Below are 22,088 nucleotides of genomic sequence, written 5' to 3'. Positions count from 1 at the left end.
TTTTAACGACGACGGAACTGCGTATTGCGGGCGCCGCCGCCACCGGAGGCGCGTTCGTCCTTGTGACGGAAGTTGATCCGTCCTTTGGTCAGATCGTAGACCGACAGCTCGAGCGTCACGCGGTCGCCCGCGAGAATACGAATGTGATTCTTGCGCATGCGTCCGGACGCATAAGCGCCAACCACGACGCCGTTGTCGAGCGTCACGCGGTAACGGCTATCCGGAAGTACTTCGTCGACAATACCGTCAAGTTCAAGCAGTTCTTCTTTCGCCATGCATAACTCCTGGTCGATGGGGTAAGGGCGCTTTGCTTAACGGCAAAGCTTGTGATGCGGTAGCGCGGGCAGCCGGGTGGCGCACCCGCGAAGAATGGCGCGGCGCAGCGCTCAGGGCGCGCGCGGCGAAGGTGGAGCTGCCGATCAAAGATCGGCGACCGACTGGCCGTCTACGCGGCCGTCGATCAACTGTTCGGCGTGCGCCATGCACGCGATGCGGGCCTTGCCCGTGCCTTCGAACGGCCACAGATACGGCAGACGGAACACCCGGCCGTCGGCTGCCGGATTGGCGCCGACGCGGCAGATGCGCACCGAGGCGTCGTAGCCTGCGTCCGGATTGCGGCTGGTCGTGCCGTCAGCGGGGCGGCGCGGGTACACGAGCGGATGGATTTCGTAGCCCTTGTAGGTCTTGACAACTGAATTCATTAAGTCCTTGTCCTGTAATACGTGGCTGGCGTGTCACGCGTGTTACGCGCGGCACAACAGGCCCGGCAGCGCTGCGCCTTGGGGCGCGCCGCCATGGAAAATGAGTGGCACAGGCCCGATGGCAGGGGGCTTGAGCGCAGCCGCGCAAAATCGCGGATTCGATGGAGAAGAAACGCGCTAATGTCGCGCAGACATCAGGCGCATGAAAAACTGCACAACTCGCGACGGCGAATGCGTGCTGCGCATTGCCGGAGTGACGGGATCGCCGACGGGCGGCGGTCGAACTGTCGGGGGTGGTGCGGAGATGCTAAATGCTGCTGCTGATACTGCAGATGCGGCGGAATACAGCTATTTCAATATGATGCACTAAATGGGCCAGGTTGGATAGCAAAAACTGCCGGGCGGACGCCGGCGGGCGGAAAAACGTTGCCGAAAAGGGCGCCGCCGCCCGTGCCGGGCACAGCGAACGCCTTGTGGGACGGGCCCCAGCGAGAGGCTGGCGGGCCCGGGTGGAGGTTTCGGGTTAGCGGGTCGTTTCCGCGACGCGTTTCTTCAGTTCGCGCGAGGCGGCAAGCGGAATGCGCGCGTCGTCCCAGACCGCGAGCCATTCGACTTCCTTCGAGGTAAAAATCTGGCCGTGATTGCGCAGCGTGTATTGCAGTGAATCGATGATGTGATTGCGGATGATTTCGGGCGTGCCTTCATCGTCAAGCACGGCGCGAAACGCTTCTAGCGTGGCCATCTGTTGCTCCGTGGAATAGGTTCTTCTTTTATCGCACGAAAAAATTCTGCCCGCCAAGCGAACAAAAATGCACGCGTGTCCGCTAGTCCACAGGTGCATGCAAGACCGCCTCTCTCGCGGATGCGGCGCGGCTCGCGTACGATGCGCGTTTTTCCCGCGCTGTATTTCCCTCAACCGCGATCCAAAGGAGCGCGACCGTGCGCTATCAGCATTACAAAGGCGGCATCTACGAACTGATCTGCGAGGCGACGCTCGAGTCGGATCCGAGCGTCACGATGATCGTCTATCGGGCCGCGAATGGTACGATCTGGACACGTCCGGCTTCGGTATTTTTCGAGCTGGTCGAACTTGAAGGCGGCAAGGTACCGCGCTTCGCTCCAATCAACTGATCCCGGCGCCACGCGTGGGCGGGTCAGCCGGATCTCATGAGGACATCTGCATGCGCCTGTTGCTTGCCATCATCCTGCCGTGGCTCCAGTTCTTTACGATCGGCCGTCCGTTCGCGGGGATCATCTGCCTGATTTTGCAGATCACGCTGATTGGCTGGATTCCGGCGGCAATCTGGTCGGTGTACGCGCTGAGCCAGTACAAGACCGATCAGAAAATCGAACGCGCGCTCGGGGCGCGCCGGTAAGTCCCCGGCGGATTTTCCCTGCCGGACCTGAACGCAACCGCTTTTACGTTTTTACTCGCCGCCGGTGATCTGACCGGTGATGGGATGCACGCGGCGCGCGAATCCGATCAGCGCGAGTATGCCGAGCGGTGACAGGATAAAAAATGCGAGCAGCATGATGGCATTCGCGATGATGGAGTGCTGTGAGTGTAGTCCGTTGTCCGGATTAGAAAATCACCCCAAAAGACAACACAGTGTTCAGCTTGTGTGAATGAACTAGTCTGCTTTCTATTGCCCATTCAGTTCGGGCCGGCTTGGCGCGTCTTCCAGAAGGGCTGTTTGAAATTTTCCGTAAAGGATGACTTTTTTTCAGCGACGGAAAATGGAAGCGCAAACGTTAAAGTTGGACCGAAACAGACTGGACGCGATTCCATGAACGCAAACGACGGATTGACGACTGCCGACCTGCCACCGGTTGTCTGGATGACGGGCTTGCCAGGCGCCGGCAAGAGCACCATCGCGCAGGCGCTGCACGCCGCCATGCAGAGCGAGGGCGCGAAAGTGGTGGTGCTCGACGGCGACACCCTGCGCGAGGGGCTGTGTTCGGATCTGGGGTTTTCGGATGCGGACCGCATCGAAAACGTGCGCCGGATCGCTCATGTCGCCAGACTGTTCCAGCAGACCGGACATGTGGTGGTGGTCGCCACGATCTCGCCGCTTGCGATCCAGCGCGAGATGGCCCGCGCGATTGTAGGCGACAGCTTTCTGGAAACCTTTATTTCGGCGTCGGCGGATGTGTGTTCTCAGCGCGATCCGAAGGGCATGTATGCGCAGGCGCGGATCGGCAAGATCGCGCAGTTTACCGGCGTGTCGTCGCCCTACGAGGTGCCGGTCAACCCGGATCTGGTCATCGAGACTTCGCGTTGCCGGGTCGAGAGCGCCGTCGCCACCATCATCCTGCGGCTGGGAAAAAGCGTTCGAACGGGCGGCGTCAAGAGCACCGGCAGGCGGGTGACATCGTGACCCGGATCAAGGTCTGAGGCGAATGCTCAGGAAAGGACTCTTGCAGCGGGGGCGGTTAATCTGAAGAGCAGAAGCCGCTAAATTAGCGTTGCGTGCTGGAAGTCCGCTGCGCGTGAGAGAGTTGCCCCGGTTGCCTGAACAGGCGACTGGGGGTTTTTTGTGTGCGGTGCCTGGGCGAGCGTCTCAGGCGACGGCCGCGTGCTGTTTGATCACGGCGAGCTTTAAGCAGGTGGACCAATCTCCGCCGCATCGGGCACCTCGATCACCAGATCCGACGCGGCCACCGCCACGCAGGGCAGGATAAACCCCTCCGCTTTCTCCTCCCGCGACACGCCTGGCCACTCGATGGTGTAGGACACCGTCCCGCTGACCAACCGGCACAGACATGTGCGGCACGTCCCGTTGCGGCACGAACGCGGCAGACGCAGATTGGCGAAGCCGGCGGCTTCGAGCACGGTCAGCGAGTCGGGGGCTTCGAACGTGCATCCGAGCGGCTCGACGCGCACCGAAAAGGGGGGCTTGGTGTCGGACATGGCTTCAAACGGGAGTCAGCCCGCCACGATACCGCAGACTCGTCGTGCCGGCGCGCGCCGCAGCGGCGGCGTCATGAAATCGACACCCCGAGCAGCCGCCCGACGCCGAACGTAAACGCCGCCGCAATCAGGCCGATCACGATCTGCCGGAATGCCGACAAGAGCGCCCCGCGGCCATTGAATAGCGAGGTGAACACACCCACCGCCGCCAGCCCGGCGCCGCTCAAGGCGACACATTGCAGGATCGCCTGCAGGCCATGGGCCCACAGGAACGGCAGCACCGGAAAAATCGCGCCCAGCGAAAACAGACAGAACGAAACCCCCGCCGCCGACCACGGATTGCCGCCGAGTTCGGCCGGATCGATCCCGAGTTCCTCGCGCGTCAGCGTATCCAGCGCCTTGTCCTTGTCGCGCATGATCTGGCTGGCGATGCGGCGCGCTTCGCCCGCTTCGATCCCCTTCGCCTGATAGATCAGCGCCAGTTCGTGGCGTTCGGCGTCGGGCGTATGTTCGATCTCGTCGGCTTCCTTGGCGATCTGCGTGCGGGCCAGTTCGCGCGCGTTCGTCACCGAGAGCCATTCGCCGAGCGCCATCGAGCACGCCCCCGCAATCAGGCCGGCAAACCCGGTCAGGAGGATCGCCTTGTTGCCGGTGCCCGCGCCGGCGACGCCCATGATCAGGCAGAAGTTCGACACGAGGCCGTCGTTCGCGCCGAGTACCGCCGCGCGCAAGTCGTTGCCGGACCGCACGCCCTTGTGCCACGACTCCGCGTTGGCGATCTGCGCGCCTTTCGATTCGGCGTCGGAGGCGCCGTTTCGGGCCGCGTCGACGACTGCCTGCACCACGTCCGCGTGATGCTGCTCTTCGGCGGAAAGACGCGCGGCGTCCGGCTGGTTCGCGTACTTGTTGCGGTCGGCGTTTTCGATGGCGGCGATCGCCGGCAGTACGAACGATGGGCCGAAGGTATGCACGAGTGCGCGCATCAGATGCGTTTTCACGCTACGCCGCGGCAGCCGTGCTTCGATGCCGTTGGCGTGCAGCTTGTCGAGCCATACCTGAGCGTGTTCGCGCTCCGAATCGGCGAGCTGCTGAAACACGTCGCGGCGCGCCGTATCTTTCTCGACATGCGCGAGCGTTTCGTACAGCGCGGCGCTGTCGAGTTCGTCGGCGAGGTTGGTGCGGTAGCGTTTGAGTTCGTGTTGGGAGGCCATGGATGACAGATGCGCGCGGGGTCAGCGTCGAAGCTTAACCCGGCGCGGCGTATCGGATGGCGAAGTCCCCACGACGCAGTTTGACTGCGAATGCCAATGCTTCTAATTGCGCTAACAGGGCCAACGATGCTATCGATCGCCGCCGGCGCTCGCGTCAATGCGTCTGGCCGCGACGCAGATACCGGTACACGGTATTGCGCGCAAGGCCGAGTTCGCGCGCGGCGGCCGAGACGTTGCCGCCATGGCGCGAGAGCGTCTGCGCGATCAGCGTGGTTTGCCAGTCTTCCATGCGTGCCGGCGAAGCTTGTGTGTGCGGCGCGGTTTCGTGGCCACGCTGGTCGGCCACGCTGTTTCCTTGCGCCGACGAGTGTGCCGGTGAGGCGAGCGTGTCTCCGGGGTCTGCTTGCTGCGAGCGGTTCGCCTGCTGAGTGCCGGTCGCGCCGTCCACGGCGTCGCAGTCGTGCAGGAAATCGTCGGGCAGATGCTCGACTTCGATCTGCTGCGCGCCCTCGGCCATGATGCCGGCCGTGCGCAGGACGTTCGCGAGTTGCCGCAGATTGCCCGGCCAGCGGCAACGCCTGAAACGCTCGAGTACGGTCGCGGAGACGCGCACAGGCACCCGTTCTCCCTCGCGCTGCGATTCGAGGATGTAGGAGACCAGTTCCGGCAGATCCGTGCGCTCGCCGAGCTCAGGCAAGGTCACGACGAGTCCGTTGATACGGTAGTACAGGTCTTCGCGGAATGTGCCGGCTTCGATCATGGCGCGCAGATCGCGGTGGGTCGCGCAGACGATCCGCAGATCGACCGCAATCGCCCGCGTGCTGCCGAGCGGCGTCACCGTGCGCTCCTGCAGCACCCGCATCAGCCGCACCTGCTGGGCCAGCGGCATATCGCCGATTTCGTCGAGAAACAGCGTGCCGCCGTCGGCCTGCACGATCTTGCCGACGCTGCCGCGCTTCTTCGCGCCGGTAAACGCGCCGTCCTCATAGCCGAACAGCTCGGCTTCGATCAGCGTGTCGGGCAGCGATGCGCAGTTGAGCGCGACAAACGGCGCCGTGCGGCGCGGCGAATCGTGATGGATCGCGCGCGCGAGCCACTCCTTGCCGGTGCCGGTCTTGCCCAGCACGAGGATGGGAATGTCGCGGCCGCGGACTTTTTCGACCCGGCGCAGGATGGCGGCCATCTGTGCGTCGCCGGTGTCGAGCGCGGCGAGCGTCATTACCGGTACCGGCACGGCTGCGCGTGTAGCGGGACGTATTGCGACGGCGATGCCTGCGTCTGCGCCGAGGCCGGCGGCCGGCAACAACTGGCGAGGCGCGGCAAATTCGCCGCGGGCGATCACGCGTACTCCGCTTGGCAGCGTCAGCGTCATGCATTCGCCCGGCGCGCAGAGCGCCTGCTGCAACAAGGCGGGAAACGCCATGCCGAACAGTTCGTCGAACGATTGCCGTTGCAGCTCAGCAAGCGGCCGCCCCAACTGGAACAGCGCGCTGCGGTTCGCCGACAGAAACGTACCGTCAGGCGCAAACGCCGCCAGCCCTTCAACCAGGGTGCCGATGAACTCGGCGCGCGCATGGAAATGAATGCGCACGGCGTCGGCAAACTGGTTGGAGAACAGATGATTCTCGATCATCTGCGCGGACATCCGCACCAACGCCAGCGTGTGCTTATGGAAACCGCGCGTGTCGCCGCTTACGTCGAGTGCGCCGATGACGCGGCCGTAGGGATCGGCGATGGGCGCACACGAGCAGGTGAGGATGCGATTCGCGTGCAGGAAGTGTTCGTCGGCGTGCACGACTGTCGGTTGACGCTCGACCAGCGCCGTGCCGATTGCGTTGGTGCCGCGATCCGCCTCGGCCCACGACACGCCCGGACATAACGCGACGCGGTTGGCCTTTTCGATAAAGTCGCTGTCGCCGAGGCTATGCAGGATCACGCCGTGATCGTCGGTGAGCAACACCATGCTTTGCGTATCGACGATCTGCGCGTGCAGCGTCTCCATGACCGGCAGCGCGTGCGTATAGAGCGAATGATTGCGCCCGACCAGATCGCGCAGCGCCGGTTCGCGCAACGGGTGGAAATCGGGCGTCTCTGAGGCGCGCAGTCCCACTTGAAGCGAGCGCGCGTGCGCCTGCGCAATCACGTCGGGCTGGCCCGTCAAGGGGCGGGCAGCCATAGGCGCCGTAGGGGGCGTGCCAGGGCGATGGGTCACTGCTCGTCTCCGGTTGGATTTCGACGCAGGGGGTACGTTGCCCGCCTGTTGCCATCCCGCAGCGCAGCATGCCGCGCGGCCGAAGATTTCATCTTACAGGATTGAGGCGCGCGGCTGCGCCAGATCACCTTATCCAGAAGAAAACTTGCGGCGCGCCGGAACTCGTCTAAAGTGAATGAAATCAACCGTGACTGGCGTGCGTGCACACCTATTTGCGGTTGCTTGTAGCCCGCGCCTCGACCACGGAGGGAGGCAACGAAAAAGGCGTGCGCGGCCCCCGAGCGATCCACCCGTCAAACCAAGGCGAATCCCATGCAGATCATTTTCCCGAACGAAACCCCTGAATATTCGGGGCGCGAACTTACCCTGGCGTTCCCGGCAATGGTCGACGGTGAAAGGGTGGAGTGCATGATCACCGCCGAGGCGCTCGAAGACCACTATGGCGCCGCCTCACCGCGTCTCGAAGACATGGTGGGCGCTTTCGCCGAGCATCGTACCCGCATCGAAGCGGCGACGCGCCGCCTGCTGTCGGAAACCCGCGCGCAATGTCTCGTTCTGCGCAGCGGCTATGTGCGGTTCTACGAAGCGAACTGGCGCAACTAAAGCGCCGTTCGCAGTCGTTAAGGGGAACTAAAGGTGGCGCGGCGCTCGCCGCGTCAGATCATGCGCCGCAGTGTGCGATCCTTCAGCAGCACGTGATGGCCGATTGCGGCCAGCGCGTGCAGGCCGATCACCCAATAAAACGCATTGCCGATCCACACATGCGCAGTCTTGAGCAGCGGCCGTGCGGCCGGGTCGGCGCCGACCAGCGTCAGATTCAGGTTCAGCCCCGCGAGCGTTACCGGATGGCCACCGGTATTCACCATCAGAATTCCGAGCAGCGGCTGCGCAAAGATAAACAGGTAGAGCGCGAGATGCGCCAGCCGCGCGAGAAACGCCAGCAGCCGGTTGGTATCGATCTCGGGCGGCGCCGGTGTCCATAGACGCCAGCCAAGGCGCGCGACAGCCAGCGTCAGCACCAGCGTGCCGGCCCAGAAGTGCACGCTGGTCCAGACGGCGCGGCTCTCGGTGCCTTTCGGGCCGCGCACTTCAATGGCCAGATACGCGAGCGCCACCAGCAGAAAAATCGCCCAATGAAAGAAAATGGCCGGTTGCGAATAGCGATCCGGGCCGCGTTGCAAGGACATGTGGACTCCTGTGGTCGGGTGGGGCTGTTGTTGTAATGGTCGGATGATAATCAACGGCGCCGGAAACGAGAACTGGCCGAACGGCTAATGTTGATCCAGACCGCAAACGGCGATAATTCAATCCTCAGCGCGGGCCGGTTTTGCCGGCGCTGAGGCGAGGCGGCTTACTCCGCGCCGAGATAGAAGTAGCGGAACAGGAAAATCGCCGCGATGATCCACACCACCAGCTTGACCTGGCGCGCGCGGCCGGTCAGCAGCTTCAGTCCGGCGTACGAAATAAAGCCGAACGCCACGCCGTTGGCGATGGAATAGGTGAACGGCATGAGCAGCGCCGTGAGGGCGGCAGGGACGACTTCGGTGGCGTCGTCCCACGGCAGGTCGACCATTTCGCGCAGCATCAGGCACGACACGTAGAGCAGGGCCGGCGCGGTCGCGTAGCCGGGCACTACGCCCGCGAGCGGGGCGAAGAACAGGGCGGCCAGAAACAGCACGGCCACGGTGATGGCGGTGACGCCGGTGCGGCCGCCCGCCTGCACGCCCGAGGCGCTTTCGATGTACGCGGTGGTCGACGAGGTGCCCAGCAGGGAACCCGCGAGGATGGCGGTGCTGTCGGCCAGCAGCGCCTTGTTCAGACGGTGCATCTTGCCTTCCACCAGCAGGCCGGCGCGGTTGGCGACGCCCATCAGGGTGCCGGTCGCATCGAACAGCTCGACGAGGAAGAACACCAGGATGACGTTGAGTACGCCGGTCGAGAGGGCGGCGCGAATGTCGAGGTGAAACAGCGTCGCGTCGATGGACGGCGGCGCCGAGACGATGCCGTGAAACTGGTTGCCGCCGAAGAAAAAGCTCAGTACCGTCACGCCCACAATGCCGATCAGGATCGCGCCGCGCACCCGCAGAAAGTCGAGCGTGACGATGGCGAAGAAGCCGATCACCGCGAGAATCACGTGCGGATCGTGCAGATTGCCGAGGGTCACGAGCGTTGCCGGATTGCCGACCACCACGCCGGCCGTCTTCAGCGAAATGATTGCCAGAAAGAGACCGATGCCAGCCGTAATGGCGATGCGGATGGAATGCGGAATGCCGTTGACGATCACCTCGCGCACCCGGAACAGCGTGACGATCATGAACAGGCAGCCGGAGATGAACACGGCGCCCAGCGCGGCCTGCCACGTGAAGCCCATGCCCTTGACCACGGTGTAGGCGAAGTAGGCGTTCAGGCCCATGCCCGGCGCGCAGGCAATCGGATAGTTGGCGTACAGGCCCATGATCATCGAGCCTAGCGCCGCGACAAGACAGGTCGCCACGAACACGGCGTCTTTGGGGATGCCCGCGTCGCCGAGAATGGCCGGATTGACGAAGATGATGTAAGCCATCGTCAGGAAGGTGGTCAGGCCCGCGAGCAGTTCGGTACGCAGGTTGGTGCCAGCTTCGTCGAAGCCGAAGTATCGTTTTACGAAGTCCATGAGGCGAGTCTCGGGTCGGGGTGACGTGGTGTGTTGTGGTGGTCGAAAGGCGCGGCCGCTTCACAGGGAGGCAGGCGCTCGCAAAGCGCTACGGGCGGATTGTAGTCACGATTGGCGGTGAAGTACCGTACCGGGACGGTAGGCGTGGAGCCGATGCAACAGTTGCGCGCGGTAAACAGGCTTATTCCCGGGGGGCGTTTAGCCGTAGCCGCGCGGATTCCGCGCGTCGGCGTCTACCCGTATCGGTATGGTGTCGGCGTGCGGTATCGAAGGGGCGAGATGATACCTTGCCGGCGCGCGAGGCGGCGCGGCAAGTCCGTTGCCGATAGCGCAGTCAATGGCTGCCGGCGTTATGGCGGTCGCGTTGCCGGGCGGCGCATGAGGCGCATGAGGCGCATGAGGCACGAAAGCCGCCTGAAGCGAGAGGGGGACGAAAGCCGCGCCGGACGCACCACCCACCGCCACCCGCCTACTGCGCGCAGCCGCCCATACTTCCCGTCGCCGCACGCTGTTGCGCGACGATGCGGCCCGCGCGTTGAGCGTTGTCCGGATAGTTGATCCAGTCAAGCGGTTCGTAGCCCGCTGCGCGCCATTGGACGAGATCCGCCTTGACTTCGGCGCGGGTTTTGGCCGCGTACGGATTGCACGACCCTTGAGCGGTCTGGGCAAACGCCGTTGCCGCGCAGCACGCGGCGAGCAGCGTCCCCAGGGTAATACGGGAAAGGGTTTTCATAACAGGCTCCTGTGGAGCAATCAGGACCAACCTACGATGCTGACGGCTTGCCGAACCGGTCCAGCACCGCACTGAGCAAATCGATCGGCAACGGAAATACGATGGTCGAGTTCTTGTCGGCGGCAATCGTCGTGAGGGTCTGCAGGTAGCGCAACTGCATCGCCTGCGGTTGCTGCGCCAGCGTCTGCGCCGCTTCCAGCAGATGCTGCGAGGCCTGCAATTCGCCTTCCGCGTGAATCACCTTGGCGCGCCGCTCGCGTTCGGCTTCCGCCTGGCGGGCAATCGCGCGGATCATCGTTTCGTTGATATCCACGTGCTTGATTTCGACGATCGCCACCTTGATGCCCCACGCATCGGTTTGCGCGTCGAGCACCTTCTGGATATCGGCGTTGAGCTGTTCGCGCTCGGCCAGCAGTTCGTCGAGTTCGTGTTTGCCGAGCACCGCGCGCAGGGTGGTCTGCGACAACTGACTGGTGGCCTCGAAGTATTTCGCCACCTGAATCACCGCCCGCTCCGGATCGACGACGCGGAAATACACCACCGCGTTGACCTTGACCGAGACGTTGTCGCGCGTAATCACGTCCTGCGGCGGCACGTCGAATACGACGGTGCGCAGATCCATCCGCACCACCTGCTGGACGATCGGAATGATCAGCACGAGGCCCGGCCCCTTGACCTTCCAGAAGCGTCCGAGCATGAAGACGACACCGCGCTCGTACTCGCGAAAGATGCGGATCGACGAAGCAATCAGAATGGCGATCAGTACGATCAGAATGCTGCTGAAGCCGAATGTGAATCCAATCATGAGCGTTCCCCTTGTTATGGTTTTTCCGCCGGCACCACCGTGAGCGTGAGCCCACGTCGAGCCGTGACGCGTACCGCGTGGCCGGGCGCGAGCGGCGCCGCGCTGCGCACCTGCCAGCGCTCGCCATGGACCTGGGCCCAGCCTTCGCCGGTGCCTGTGATGCCGTGCGGTACGAGACCCTCGCCAAGCACGACGCCAAGACTGCCGATCAGCGCTTCCGAACCGGTCACGACCGGCCGGCGCCGGGCGCGCAGCGCGACGCTAGACACGGTGAAGACGAACAGCGCGCTGAATGCGGTGACGGCGGCGATTACCGGCAATGGGATGCCGTAACCCGGCACATCCGTATCGATCAGCATCAGCGCGCCGACCACGAACGCAACGATGCCGCCGAAGCCCAGCGCACCGAAGGTCGGCAGAAACGCCTCGGCAATCAGGAAGGCAATGCCCAGAAAGATCAGGCTGAGCCCCACATAGCTGATGGGCAGCATCTGCATCGCAAACAGACCGACCAGCAGGCTGATGGCCCCGACCACGCCGGGCAGCACGAAGCCGGGATTGGCGAACTCGAAGAACAGGCCATACATGCCGATCATCAGGAGAATCAGCGCCACGTTCGGGTCGGTGATCACCGCGAGGAAATGGCTGCGCCAGTCGGGTTCGAGCGTGACGATGGGCGCATTGGCTGTGTTCAGCCGCTGGTCGCCTGCCACGGTATTGACCGTGCGGCCGTCGAGTTTGCGCAGCAGGTCGGGCACGTCGCGCGCGGTCAGGTCGATGACATGCTGCGTGAGCGCTTCGTTGGCCGACAGGCTCACGGCTTCCCGCACCGCGCGTTCGGCCCAGTCGGCGTTGCGGCCGCGCAGTTGCGCGAGGCCGCGGATATAGGCGGCCGCGTCGTGGACCTGCTTGCGCAGTTCGGTCGATTGGCTGTCGAGAGGCACCGCGGTTGCAGGGGCGTTGGCATCGCCGGCAGCCGCGTTCGAGGTTGCCGCTGCGCGGGATGCGCCTGTTGCCACGGACGCGCTTGCAGCAGCAGAGGCTCCGGCGCTGTCCGCCGCCCCTTGTCCGCCTGGACGCAAATCCGGCAAGCCCGGTGCGCCCTGTCCCGGCGGCTCGCCACCCCCGCCCAAGCCGAGCTGTACCGGCGTCGCCGCACCGAGATTGGTGCCGGGCGCCATCGCCGCGATGTGGCTGGCATAGACGATATAGGTGCCGGCGCTCGCGGCCCGCGCGCCGCTCGGACCGACGAAAGCGGCCACCGGCACGGGCGAGCCCAGAATCGCCTTGATGATCTGCCGCATCGACGTGTCGAGCCCGCCGGGCGTATCGAGTTGCAGCACCGCCAGTTGCGCCCGGTCCTGCGCCGCGCGTTGCAGGCTGCGCCCGATGAAGTCGGCGCTCGCAGGGCCGATCGCGCCATTGACGGGAATCACGACGACCCCGCCCGGCGCCGCGGCGGCTTCAATGCCGATGGGGAGGGCGCCGGCGAACGCCAGCACGAATCCCAGCGCGGTGAGGCCGCGCAGGAACCGGACCGCTACACCGCCAGGGATACGCCGGCGGCGCGGGCCGGATTGCCGAAACGGGAGAAACCGGTACGTTCTCATCGCGGACGGCCGAGGGCGCCGCCACGAACATCAAACGGACTCAGGCGGCGCGGGCCGAAAAAAGGGCAGGCCTGCTGCTTACAGCTTAGAGCGTGTTAGGAGCTTTGCCTAATAGGTCCTGCATGAACGAGCCTGGCGGAAACGACGAAGTGAAGGTCTGCGAAGGTTTCGGGCAGGCATTCGTAGTCGCGTGCCACCCGCTTCGATACATCCGGGTCAACTGTCTGATCTGTCAGGTTGATGAATGTAAACTGAAAGTTTATTGTAATGTATTCGTATGGATTCGTCGTTAATCGTATTGAACACCATATTAAATACGCATGAAAGGAGACACCTTCCATTGAACCGATCGAATTGAGGTGGAAAGATGAAAAAGTGCTCTCCTTTTTCGCTGGGCGCGACGCTTTACATGCCCGCAACCAGAACGGATCTGTTAGACGTCGTCCTGAAGAAAAAGGTGACTGACCTGCGCTCCCTGGTCGTCTGTCTTGAGGATTCGGTAGCGGAGTCAGACGTTGAAATCGCTCTGCGCGGCCTTGGAGAATTGCTGGCCGGCATTGACATACAGGGTGGGCGTCCCGAGGGGGGACCGCTGTTGTTCGTTCGACCGCGCAATGCGGAGATGTCGGCGATGCTTAACGATTGGCTGTTGATCCGTCACGTCGACGGTTTCGTCATTCCGAAGCTTCGCCTCGAGAATACGGTGGACTGGGTGTCGTCCGTTGCCAACCCGGATCTGCTGGTGATGCCGACGCTGGAGACCGCGGAGGCGTTCAATCCCAGCACCGCCGCTGAACTTGGGCAGGCGCTCAAGGCGGGTTTCGACGAGCGCATTCTTGCGTTGCGCATCGGCGCGAACGATCTGCTCGGCTGCCTGGGCTTGCGGCGACATCGGATGTTCACGCTGTACGACACGCCGATGGGCTACGTGATCCCGATGCTTGCCGGCATCATGGGCGCGCAGGGTTTCGCGCTGACCGCCCCTGTCTTCGAGCAGATCGCCATGCCCGAGCTGCTCGAGAAGGAGTTGAGGCTGGACATCTCGCATGGACTAGTCGGCAAGACGGCGATTCATCCGGCGCAGATCAAACCGATCAACGATGCGTTCCGGGTCAGCTCGAACGATCTGGACTGTGCCCGGCTGATCGTGGAGCAAGGCGCGCCCGCCGTGTTCAAGTTCAACGACGCGATGTGCGAGCCGGCAACGCACTATCGCTGGGCCTCCAACATCATCGACCGGGCGAAGTGGTACGGCGTACGGGCGCACGCCGTGGCGGCGTGAAGCGCTGACAACCTCAGGATGCGCGCCGGCCATCGCGTCGGACCGCGCTCGCCGGGCGGCCGCGCGACACATGTGCGGCCGTCCCTTGCCGCTTTCTTTTCGAGCCCGGCTTTCCACGATGATGCGAACTTCCTCCCAATCAGGGCTACTGTGGGTCGTAGCCGCCGGCTTCTTCATGCAGGCGCTGGACACCACGATCGTCAACACCGCACTCCCGTCGATCGCGCAGGCGTTCGGCGAAGACGCGCTGGCAATGCGCTCGGTGGTGATTGCCTACACGCTGACGATGGCGATGCTCACGCCGCTCTCGGGTTGGCTGTCGGACCGGTACAGCACGCGCTCGGTGTACTTTGCCGCGATCCTCGTGTTCGCGCTCGGCTCGCTCGCCTGTGCGGCATCGCAGACCTCGTCCCAACTCGTGGTCGCGCGCATCGTGCAGGGCATCGGCGGCTCGATGCTGCTGCCGGTCGGCCGGCTCGCGGTGCTGCGCAGCGTACCGGGGGAGGCGTACGTCACCGCGCTGGCGTTCATCTCCATCGCGAGCCAGGTCGGCCCGCTCGTCGGGCCGACGCTTGGCGGCTGGTTCGCGCAGACGTGGTCGTGGCGCTGGATATTTCTGGTCAACGTGCCGATTTGCGCGGTTGGGTTGCTTGCATCGCTGCGCTATTTGCCGTCGGACCGGCTGGGCGAGCGGCACCCATTCGACTACCGGGGCTGTGCATTGCTGTCGCTCGCCATGCTCGCGAGTTCGCTGGCGATCGATGTGACGGCCGGGACGAATCATCTGACATGGACGCTCATCGCGGGGCTCGGCGCGGCTGCCGCTGTGTCAGCTTACGTCGTGCACGCGCGACGGCATGCGAGGCCGCTGTTCCGCCTGGATCTGTTTGCCGAACGGAACTTCCGCACCGGGCTGATCGGCAACCTGGTCTGCCGGATCGGCACGAGCGCGGTGCCTTTTCTGTTGCCCTTGCAGATGCAACTCGGGTTCGGCTATTCACCGTTGCATGCAGGTCTCGTCATGTTGCCGGCGGCGCTCGCGGGTGTGCTGGCGAAGCGCTGGATTGCACCATTGATCCGCCGTTTCGGCTATGTGTCGTTCCTGAAGATCAACACGCTGGTTGTCGGCGCGACCATCTTCGGATTCGCGGCCATCTCGCCGGATACACCATTGCTCGTCGACCTTGCACTACTGGCGGCATTCGGCGCCGCCAATTCGATGCAGTTCGCGGCAATGAACAGCGTCACGTTAAAAGATCTGTCCAGCCACGATGCCAGCAGCGGCAATAGCCTGTTCTCGATGGTGCAGATGCTGGCTATCGGTCTGGGCATTTCGGTCGGCGGTGGATTCGCGAGCCTGTTCGAGCAGCGGCTCGGCGCCGCGGCGCTCGGGATTCAGTTGAGCTTTTTGATTGTGGGAGCCGTCACGATTGCGTCTGCTTTCGTGTTCGGCAAGCTGGCGGCGACGCGCGTTATCGGGCCGGTGCCTGCGAGAGTGGGCCGGCCGCCGTCGAGCGATGAAAAGTTATCTGAAAAGTGATTGGCCTTGCTCCTATTCCGCGACTCCTCGCGCGAGCCGGTAATCGGTTGGCCGCATGCCGGTCCATTTGCGAAAGGCGCGATGGAACGCGCTCGGTTCGGCGAATCCCACCCGGGTGGCGATCTCCGCGATGCTGCGCCGGCTGTCCTGCAGTTCCGCAATGGCGATGTCGCGCCGCAGATCGTCCTTGATGGACTGGTAGGTATAACCCTCCTGCTTGAGATGCCGCCGCATGGTCGCCTCGGCGACGTGCAGGCGCAGCGCCATCTGATCGGCGGCGGGCCAGCCGGCCATCGGCAGTGTGCGCAGCAGCTTGCGCACCCGTGCGGCGAGCGAGCCGGGATTGCGGTACTTGACGATAAAGTTGCCGGGCGCGTCGCGCAGAAACGGCTTGATCGTCTGGGTCGTCTGGATCACCGGCAACTCGAGAAATTCCGGCGGCAGGTCGACGTACGAGGCCTCCTGGCCGAAGCGCATGTCGTCGCAGAACATCAGCCGGTATTCCTGCGCGGCGGCCGGCTCGGCGCAGCGAAAGCGCGCGGCCAGCAAGGGAATGCGCCGGCCCACGAGCCAGCACACCAGCCCGTACACCAGGATGAAGTAGGTCGCGTAGGCGAACATGGTCGGCTGCGGCGTGCCTTCGCGATGGCTGAAGGTGATCCGCACGCGGTTCGGCTCCGGGCTGAGGTGTGCGCTCAGATCGTCGAGTACGAGGCGCATGAAGCCGAGCGCGCGTGACAGGGCCTGGGTGCCGTTGCGTGCCGTCAAGGCGCACTGGGTCATGGCGATAAAGCTGCCGGAGCGCATCGGATGCGAGTCCTGGCCGAAAAACTCGTCGTCGAGCGCCCGCGCGATGCCGGCCCAGAGCGCGCCGTACTGCGCCGACGACACCCGGCTTTTCGGCGCGGCCAGTATTTGCGGCGCAATGCCGGCCGCTTCGACGAGCGGACGCACATCGAGGCCGCGGGCGCGGGCGAGCGCCAGCGTCTCTTCGACGAGGCTCAGCGAGATCGTCCCTTTGTCGTGTTTCGGCGTCATTGAATCGAATCGGGTTGCATGGTTTGGACCGGGTAACCTGCTTCAAACACGGGGCCGGCGAATACGAGGCGGGCAACTGCGCGGCAGACACGCGGCAAACGCTGGGCTGGCAAACGCGCTCAGCGATCCGCGTGCCGGCTGATGCCGGCCGCATGAATCCGCGCCCGCCGGGCTTGCACGATTATGCCGGTATGGCAAATTCGCTCACGCAGAATGATCGGGCAGAGCATCGAACCTGTCCAGCAGCTTGCCTACACTGGTCTTTACATTGACGCAGAGGCGAGGCCCCATCATGGACGACTTTTACACCGACGATCAACGGATGATCCGCGACGCGGCGCGCGACTTTTCAGTCGAACGCCTCGCGCCGCACGCGGCGCAGTGGGACCGCGACGCGCAACTGCCGGACGAGGTCGTCAAACAGATGGGCGAGCTCGGCTTCCTCGGCATGATCGTGCCGTCCGATTGGGGCGGCTCGTACACCGACTACATCGCCTATGCGCTGGCGCTCGAAGAAATCGCCGCCGGTTGCGCTTCGTGCGCAACCTTGATGAGCGTGCACAACTCGGTCGGCTGCGGTCCGATCCTGAACTTCGGCACCCAGGCGCAGAAAGACGCGTACCTGGAAGATCTCGCCACGGGACGCCGGATCGGCGCTTTCTGCCTGACCGAACCGCAGGCCGGCTCGGAGGCCAACAATCTGCGCACGCGCGCGGAGCTGCGCGACGGCAAGTGGATTCTCAACGGCAACAAGCAGTTCGTGACCAACGGCGCGCGGGCGAACATTGCCATCGTGTTCGCCGTCACCGATCCCGAACTGGGCAAGCGGGGCATCTCCGCCTTTATCGTCCCCACGGATACGCCCGGCTTCAACGTCGGGCCGCCGGAACACAAGATGGGCATTCGCGCCTCGGATACCTGTCCGATCGCGTTCGACGACTGCGCCGTGCCCGAGGCGAATCTGCTTGGCCAGCGCGGCGAGGGGTTGCGCATTGCCTTGTCGAACCTCGAAGGCGGACGGATCGGCATTGCGGCGCAAGCGCTGGGGATCGCGCGGGCGGCTTTCGATGCGGCGCGTCTCTATGCCAGCGAGCGCGTCCAGTTCGGCAAGACCTTGAGGGAGCATCAGAGCGTCGCCAATATGCTGGCGGATATGACCACGCGCCTGAACGCGGCGCGCCTGCTGGTGCATCACGCGGCGCGGTTGCGCAGCGCGGGCAAGCCGTGTCTGTCCGAAGCGTCGCAGGCCAAGCTTTATGCCTCGGAGATGGCCGAGGAAGTCTGTTCGAAGGCGATCCAGATTCACGGCGGGTATGGGTATCTGGAGGACTACGCGGTCGAGCGCCACTATCGCGACGCGCGCATTACGCAGATCTACGAGGGGACTAGCGAAGTACAAAGAATGGTGATTGCGCGGAGCGTTTGAGCGCAGAATAAACCGCCAATTGAGCGCAAGAAAAGAGACTGGAGTAAGCGCTGAAGCGCTTACTCCGATCGATTGCGATAAGACTGCATGGGACCAGAGTAAGCGCTGAAGCGCTAACTCTGGTCGACAGGAGACAACGATGACCGAGCGGACCACTTCAACGCAAAGCTTTCTCGCGGCGCGCGACCTGCTACTGCGCCATCGTACCGACTACGACACCGCCTATCGCGAGTTCGCCTGGCCCGCGCTCGACGAATTCAACTGGGCGCTCGACTATTTCGACGTCATCGCGCAAGGCAACGACCACCCGGCACTGTGGATCGTCGACGAGCCGGCCGGCGCAGGCACGAAGTACTCGTTCGCCCAGATGTCCGAGCGCTCGGCGCGCATGGCGAACTTCCTGCGCGGTGTCGGCGTGGGGCGTGGCGACCGTCTGCTGTTGATGCTGCCGAATCGCGTCGAACTCTGGGACGTGATGCTGGCGGCGATGAAACTCGGTGCGATCGTGTTGCCCGCCACCACCCAGCTTTCCTCTGACGATGTGCGCGACCGCGTGCAGATCGGCGAAGCGACATTCGTCGTGGTGGACAGCGCCGAACTGGCGAAATTCGAAGGCCTCGAGATTCCGCTGACGCGCCTGTCGGTGGGCACGCCGCGCGACGGCTGGATCGATCTTGCCGCGGCTTACGAGGCCGAGCCGCAGTTCAGGCCCGACGGCCCCACGCGCGCCACCGATCCGCTCCTGCTGTACTTCACCTCGGGCACGACCTCGAAGCCCAAGCTCGTCGAGCATACGCATCAGAGCTATCCGGTCGGCCATCTGTCGACGATGTACTGGATCGGCCTGCAACCCGGCGACATCCACTGGAACATCAGTTCACCGGGCTGGGCCAAGCACGCGTGGAGCTGCTTCTACGCGCCGTGGAACGCGCAGGCCTGCGTGTTCGTGTTCAACTACGCGCGCTTCGTGCCGAAGGAAACGCTCGACGTGCTGGTGCGCTGCCGGGTCACCACGCTGTGCGCGCCGCCCACGGTCTGGCGCATGCTGGTGCAGGAGCCGCTCGCGGAATATCCGGTCAAGCTGCGCGAGATCGTCGGCGCGGGCGAGCCGCTGAATCCGGAGGTCATCGAGCGCGTCCGGCACGCCTGGGACGTGACGATCCGCGATGGGTTCGGCCAGACGGAGACCACCTGCCAGGTCGGCAATTCGCCGGGTCAACCGGTGGTGGCGGGTTCAATGGGACGACCCCTGCCGGGCTACCGGATCGAACTGGTCGACGCGGACGATCATCTCGTCAGCGAAGGCGAAATCGCCTTGCCGCTGGCGCAGCGTCCGCTCGGCCTGATGACGGGCTACGCGAACAATCTCAACGCCACCGTGCAGGCAATGCGCAACGGCTACTACCACACGTCCGACGTCGCCCTGCGCCGCGACGATGGCTACTACGTGTATGTGGGCCGCGCCGACGACGTGTTCAAATCGTCCGACTACCGGCTAAGTCCATTCGAACTCGAAAGCGTGCTGATCGAACACGAAGCCATTGCCGAAGCCGCCGTGGTGCCGAGCGCCGACGCTTTGCGCCTGTCCGTGCCCAAAGCGTTTGTGACGGTGCGTCACGGCTACGAAGCCGGTCCCGAACTCGCGCGCAGCGTGTTCCAGTTTTCGCGCGAAAAACTCGCCCCGTACAAGCGGATCCGGCGGCTGCAGTTCAGCGAACTGCCCAAGACCATCTCCGGCAAGATCCGCCGCGTCGAGTTGCGGCGCCGTGAACTGGAGCGCGAGACCGAACCCGCGCGCCTGCCTGGCGAGTACTGGGAAGAGGACTTCCCGGATCTGTCGGGCGCGAACAGTAAATAGACCGAACGGAGAAGCACGATGATCGAACTCGACTACGCCAACGACGGCGCCATTGCACTGCTCACCCTCAAGCGGCCGCCCGCGAATGCCTTTACACCGGATGGCTTGCTGCAACTGCAGCACACCGTCGAGCGCCTGAACGGCGAGGCGCGCGTGCGGGCAATCGTCATCACCGGCGACGGCCCGAAATTCTTCAGCGCCGGCGCCGATCTGAACACCTTCGCCGACGGCAATCGCGACGTGGCGCGCACGGCGGCCACGCGCTTCGGCGCGGCCTTCGAGACGCTGCAAAACGCGCGTGCCGTGGTGATTGCCGCCATCAACGGCTATGCGATGGGCGGCGGACTCGAATGCGCGCTGTCGTGCGATATCCGCATTGCCGAGCGACATGCGCAGCTTGCCTTGCCGGAGACGGCGGTGGGCCTGCTGCCCTGCGGCTGCGGCACGCAGACGCTGCCCTGGCTCGTCGGCGAGGGCTGGGCGAAGCGGATGATTCTGACCGGCGAGCGCGTCGATGCCGCGACGGCCTTGCGCATCGGTCTCGTCGAGGAGGTGGTGGAAAAGGGCGCTGCGCGCGAGGCCGCATTGACGATGGCGACCCGCGTCACCACGCTGAGCCCGCAAGCAGTCTCGTTCAGCAAGAGCCTGATTCATCAGGCACGTCATGGCGTGCCGCGCTCGGCGGCGCTGGCGGTAGAACGCGAGCGCTTCGTGGATCTGTTCGACGGGCCGGATCAGCGCGAAGGCGTCAACGCATTCCTCGAAAAACGTGCGCCGCAATGGCAGGTGACGCAGGGAACGCGCGCAGGGGACCCGTCATGAATGCCGTGGTGAACCCACGTAGCGCTACCGCCGTAATGGCCGATGGCTCGGCGGAGCAGGCAGCCGAACCGGCCATCCTGTTTCGCGTGCTCAACCGCGTCGCGATCATCACGCTGAACCGGCCGGCCGCGCTGAACGCGCTATCGCACCCCATGGTGCGCGAACTCGCGGCGCTGCTCGAGCGTTGCCGGACGGACGACGCCATCCTCGCCGTGGTGCTGCGCGGCGCGGGCGAAAAGGGTTTCTGCGCGGGCGGCGACGTGCGCGAACTGTACCGTATGAAAATGCGCGGCGAGACCGGCTGGCAAGCGTTCTTTGTCGACGAATACCGGCTCGATTACGCGCTGCATACTTTTCCGAAGCCGATCGTGGCGCTGCTGGACGGCATCACGATGGGCGGCGGCATGGGGCTGGGTCAGGCGGCGAAGCTGCGCGTCGTCACCGAGCGCACGAAGATTGCGATGCCCGAGACGCGCATCGGTTTCCTGCCCGATGTCGGCGCCACGCATTTCCTCGCCGTGATGCCGGTAGAAGTCGAGTTGTATGTCGGGTTGACCGGTGTGACGCTGTCCGGCGCGGATGCCGTGCGTCTGCAACTGGCCGATCTGTGCGTTCCCGCCGAATGGCTCGCCAGCTTCGAGGAGCGGCTGCAACGCATGTCCACCGACGGCGAGTTACTGCCCGCGCTGCGCGCGGTGTTCGAACCGCCGTGCAACATCGTGCCGCATGCCGTGCTCGGACCGTTCACGCAACTGATCCTGCGGCATTTCGATCGGCGCTCGAGTGTCGAGCGGACCGTGGCTACGCTACGCCACGATCTGGAGCGCGAGCCGCCGCGCGAAGTGCGCCAATGGCTGCAGGCCACCTTCGATGCGCTAATGAGCCATTCGCCGACCATGCTCCACGTGACCCGCGAGGCGTTACTGCGCGGCCGCCAGATGACGCTGGCCGAATGCTTCAGGATGGAGTTGGGCATCGTTAGCCGCGTGATCGAAGAGGGGGATTTCTGCGAGGGGGTGCGGGCGCATCTGGTCGACAAGGACCGTCAGCCGCGCTGGGCGCCCATGACGTTGGCGGAAGTGCGCAGCGAGCGCGTGCGGCATTTCCTGGCGTCGCCGTGGCGCAGTGAGGCCCATCCGCTGGCTGCGCTTGGCGGGACAGGATTGGTTGATTAGGAATGCTGGGCAGGTGCCCTCGCTTTGTGGCGAGGGCACCTGTCTGCGCGGTTTTGGTTTTGGCTTTGCATAGCGCTATGCAGCGCAGCGCAACGCTACGCAGCGGCAAGG

General features: G+C 64.3%; 23 protein-coding genes and 1 pseudogene. 11 read left to right on the top strand and 13 right to left on the bottom strand.

The window, feature by feature from the left end; all coding sequences use genetic code 11:
* Window positions 1-2: 2 nt before the first annotated feature.
* Together infA and P3T42_RS11960 are read right to left on the bottom strand one after the other, a co-directional pair.
* Window positions 3-275: a translation initiation factor IF-1 gene (gene infA, locus P3T42_RS11965; RefSeq protein ID WP_042325066.1), complete on the bottom strand. Its 273-nt coding sequence runs from the start codon at window positions 273-275 to the stop codon at window positions 3-5.
* A gap of 144 nt (window positions 276-419) precedes the next feature.
* Entirely contained in the window at window positions 420-701 is a 282-nt protein-coding gene (locus P3T42_RS11960; protein WP_074295140.1) for a hypothetical protein, read from the bottom strand.
* A 202-nt stretch (window positions 702-903) separates the two neighbouring features.
* On the opposite strand from P3T42_RS11960, the gene P3T42_RS11955 reads away from it, so the two are divergent.
* On the top strand, window positions 904-1,071 hold the full coding sequence (locus P3T42_RS11955; RefSeq protein ID WP_171991613.1) for a hypothetical protein: 168 nt from the start codon (window positions 904-906) through the stop codon (window positions 1,069-1,071).
* 153 nt (window positions 1,072-1,224) lie between these two features.
* Here P3T42_RS11955 and P3T42_RS11950 read toward each other — a convergent pair whose 3' ends face one another.
* A complete protein-coding gene (locus tag P3T42_RS11950; protein ID WP_074295141.1) occupies window positions 1,225-1,443 on the bottom strand; it encodes a hypothetical protein in 219 nt (72 codons plus the stop codon).
* A 197-nt stretch (window positions 1,444-1,640) separates the two neighbouring features.
* On the opposite strand from P3T42_RS11950, the gene P3T42_RS11945 reads away from it, so the two are divergent.
* From P3T42_RS11945 to cysC, 3 genes are all read left to right on the top strand, one after another.
* Window positions 1,641-1,832, top strand: coding sequence for a DUF1653 domain-containing protein (locus P3T42_RS11945; protein ID WP_253190031.1), 192 nt, complete (start codon window positions 1,641-1,643; stop codon window positions 1,830-1,832).
* A gap of 50 nt (window positions 1,833-1,882) precedes the next feature.
* Window positions 1,883-2,077, top strand: a complete 195-nt coding sequence (locus tag P3T42_RS11940; RefSeq protein ID WP_074295142.1) for a YqaE/Pmp3 family membrane protein — start codon at window positions 1,883-1,885, stop codon at window positions 2,075-2,077.
* 246 nt (window positions 2,078-2,323) lie between these two features.
* On the top strand, window positions 2,324-3,079 hold the full coding sequence (cysC, locus tag P3T42_RS11935) for an adenylyl-sulfate kinase (protein ID WP_429306146.1): 756 nt from the start codon (window positions 2,324-2,326) through the stop codon (window positions 3,077-3,079).
* A gap of 221 nt (window positions 3,080-3,300) precedes the next feature.
* On the opposite strand, the gene P3T42_RS11930 is transcribed toward cysC, so the two are convergent.
* From P3T42_RS11930 to P3T42_RS11920, 3 genes are all read right to left on the bottom strand, one after another.
* A complete protein-coding gene (locus tag P3T42_RS11930; RefSeq protein WP_429306145.1) occupies window positions 3,301-3,612 on the bottom strand; it encodes a 2Fe-2S iron-sulfur cluster-binding protein in 312 nt (103 codons plus the stop codon).
* 71 nt (window positions 3,613-3,683) lie between these two features.
* A complete protein-coding gene (locus P3T42_RS11925) occupies window positions 3,684-4,823 on the bottom strand; it encodes a VIT1/CCC1 transporter family protein (RefSeq protein ID WP_429306144.1) in 1,140 nt (379 codons plus the stop codon).
* A gap of 154 nt (window positions 4,824-4,977) precedes the next feature.
* A complete protein-coding gene (locus tag P3T42_RS11920; protein ID WP_429306143.1) occupies window positions 4,978-7,035 on the bottom strand; it encodes a sigma-54-dependent Fis family transcriptional regulator in 2,058 nt (685 codons plus the stop codon).
* Window positions 7,036-7,347: 312 nt separating this feature from the next.
* On the opposite strand from P3T42_RS11920, the gene P3T42_RS11915 reads away from it, so the two are divergent.
* Window positions 7,348-7,638: a DUF1488 domain-containing protein gene (locus tag P3T42_RS11915; protein ID WP_074295147.1), complete on the top strand. Its 291-nt coding sequence runs from the start codon at window positions 7,348-7,350 to the stop codon at window positions 7,636-7,638.
* Between the two features lie 53 nt (window positions 7,639-7,691).
* Here P3T42_RS11915 and P3T42_RS11910 read toward each other — a convergent pair whose 3' ends face one another.
* The 6 genes and pseudogenes from P3T42_RS11910 to P3T42_RS11885 all read right to left on the bottom strand — a co-directional run.
* Complete coding sequence (locus tag P3T42_RS11910) at window positions 7,692-8,222, bottom strand: cytochrome b (RefSeq protein WP_429306142.1); 531 nt, start codon at window positions 8,220-8,222, stop codon at window positions 7,692-7,694.
* 164 nt (window positions 8,223-8,386) lie between these two features.
* The gene (locus tag P3T42_RS11905) at window positions 8,387-9,688 is read right to left on the bottom strand and encodes an NCS2 family permease (RefSeq protein WP_074295149.1); all 1,302 of its coding nucleotides are present in this window, start codon (window positions 9,686-9,688) and stop codon (window positions 8,387-8,389) included.
* Window positions 9,689-10,157: 469 nt separating this feature from the next.
* A complete protein-coding gene (locus P3T42_RS11900; protein ID WP_074295150.1) occupies window positions 10,158-10,421 on the bottom strand; it encodes a DUF4148 domain-containing protein in 264 nt (87 codons plus the stop codon).
* A gap of 31 nt (window positions 10,422-10,452) precedes the next feature.
* Window positions 10,453-11,226, bottom strand: a complete 774-nt coding sequence (locus tag P3T42_RS11895) for a slipin family protein (RefSeq protein WP_074295151.1) — start codon at window positions 11,224-11,226, stop codon at window positions 10,453-10,455.
* Between the two features lie 14 nt (window positions 11,227-11,240).
* Entirely contained in the window at window positions 11,241-12,836 is a 1,596-nt protein-coding gene (locus P3T42_RS11890) for an NfeD family protein (RefSeq protein ID WP_429306141.1), read from the bottom strand.
* Between the two features lie 95 nt (window positions 12,837-12,931).
* Window positions 12,932-13,039 (bottom strand): annotated as a pseudogene (locus P3T42_RS11885) (IS5/IS1182 family transposase); the annotation flags it as partial.
* Between the two features lie 164 nt (window positions 13,040-13,203).
* Between P3T42_RS11885 and P3T42_RS11880 the strand changes: the two are divergent.
* Together P3T42_RS11880 and P3T42_RS11875 are read left to right on the top strand one after the other, a co-directional pair.
* Window positions 13,204-14,118: an HpcH/HpaI aldolase/citrate lyase family protein gene (locus P3T42_RS11880; RefSeq protein ID WP_074295153.1), complete on the top strand. Its 915-nt coding sequence runs from the start codon at window positions 13,204-13,206 to the stop codon at window positions 14,116-14,118.
* Between the two features lie 118 nt (window positions 14,119-14,236).
* A complete protein-coding gene (locus P3T42_RS11875) occupies window positions 14,237-15,658 on the top strand; it encodes a DHA2 family efflux MFS transporter permease subunit (protein ID WP_429306140.1) in 1,422 nt (473 codons plus the stop codon).
* Between the two features lie 12 nt (window positions 15,659-15,670).
* Here the strand turns inward: P3T42_RS11875 and P3T42_RS11870 are convergent, their stop codons facing one another.
* The gene (locus tag P3T42_RS11870) at window positions 15,671-16,696 is read right to left on the bottom strand and encodes an AraC family transcriptional regulator (RefSeq protein WP_074295155.1); all 1,026 of its coding nucleotides are present in this window, start codon (window positions 16,694-16,696) and stop codon (window positions 15,671-15,673) included.
* A gap of 292 nt (window positions 16,697-16,988) precedes the next feature.
* Here P3T42_RS11870 and P3T42_RS11865 point away from each other — a divergent pair, with 292 nt between their 5' ends.
* The 4 genes from P3T42_RS11865 to P3T42_RS11850 all read left to right on the top strand — a co-directional run bounded on the left by P3T42_RS11865 (window position 16,989) and on the right by P3T42_RS11850 (window position 21,977).
* Complete coding sequence (locus tag P3T42_RS11865; protein ID WP_074295156.1) at window positions 16,989-18,122, top strand: acyl-CoA dehydrogenase; 1,134 nt, start codon at window positions 16,989-16,991, stop codon at window positions 18,120-18,122.
* 139 nt (window positions 18,123-18,261) lie between these two features.
* Window positions 18,262-19,980 (top strand): AMP-binding protein, encoded by a 1,719-nt coding sequence (locus tag P3T42_RS11860; RefSeq protein WP_429306139.1) that lies wholly within the window; start codon window positions 18,262-18,264, stop codon window positions 19,978-19,980.
* 18 nt (window positions 19,981-19,998) lie between these two features.
* A complete protein-coding gene (locus P3T42_RS11855; protein ID WP_429306138.1) occupies window positions 19,999-20,802 on the top strand; it encodes an enoyl-CoA hydratase in 804 nt (267 codons plus the stop codon).
* A gap of 35 nt (window positions 20,803-20,837) precedes the next feature.
* Entirely contained in the window at window positions 20,838-21,977 is a 1,140-nt protein-coding gene (locus tag P3T42_RS11850; RefSeq protein ID WP_429306298.1) for an enoyl-CoA hydratase/isomerase family protein, read from the top strand.
* Window positions 21,978-22,088 lie beyond the last annotated feature (111 nt).

It is taken from the genome of Paraburkholderia sp. GAS38 (assembly GCF_050434965.1).
GTDB classification, from domain to species: Bacteria; Pseudomonadota; Gammaproteobacteria; order Burkholderiales; family Burkholderiaceae; genus Paraburkholderia; species Paraburkholderia phenazinium_A.
This window is presented reverse-complemented; position numbering and strand designations above follow the sequence as displayed.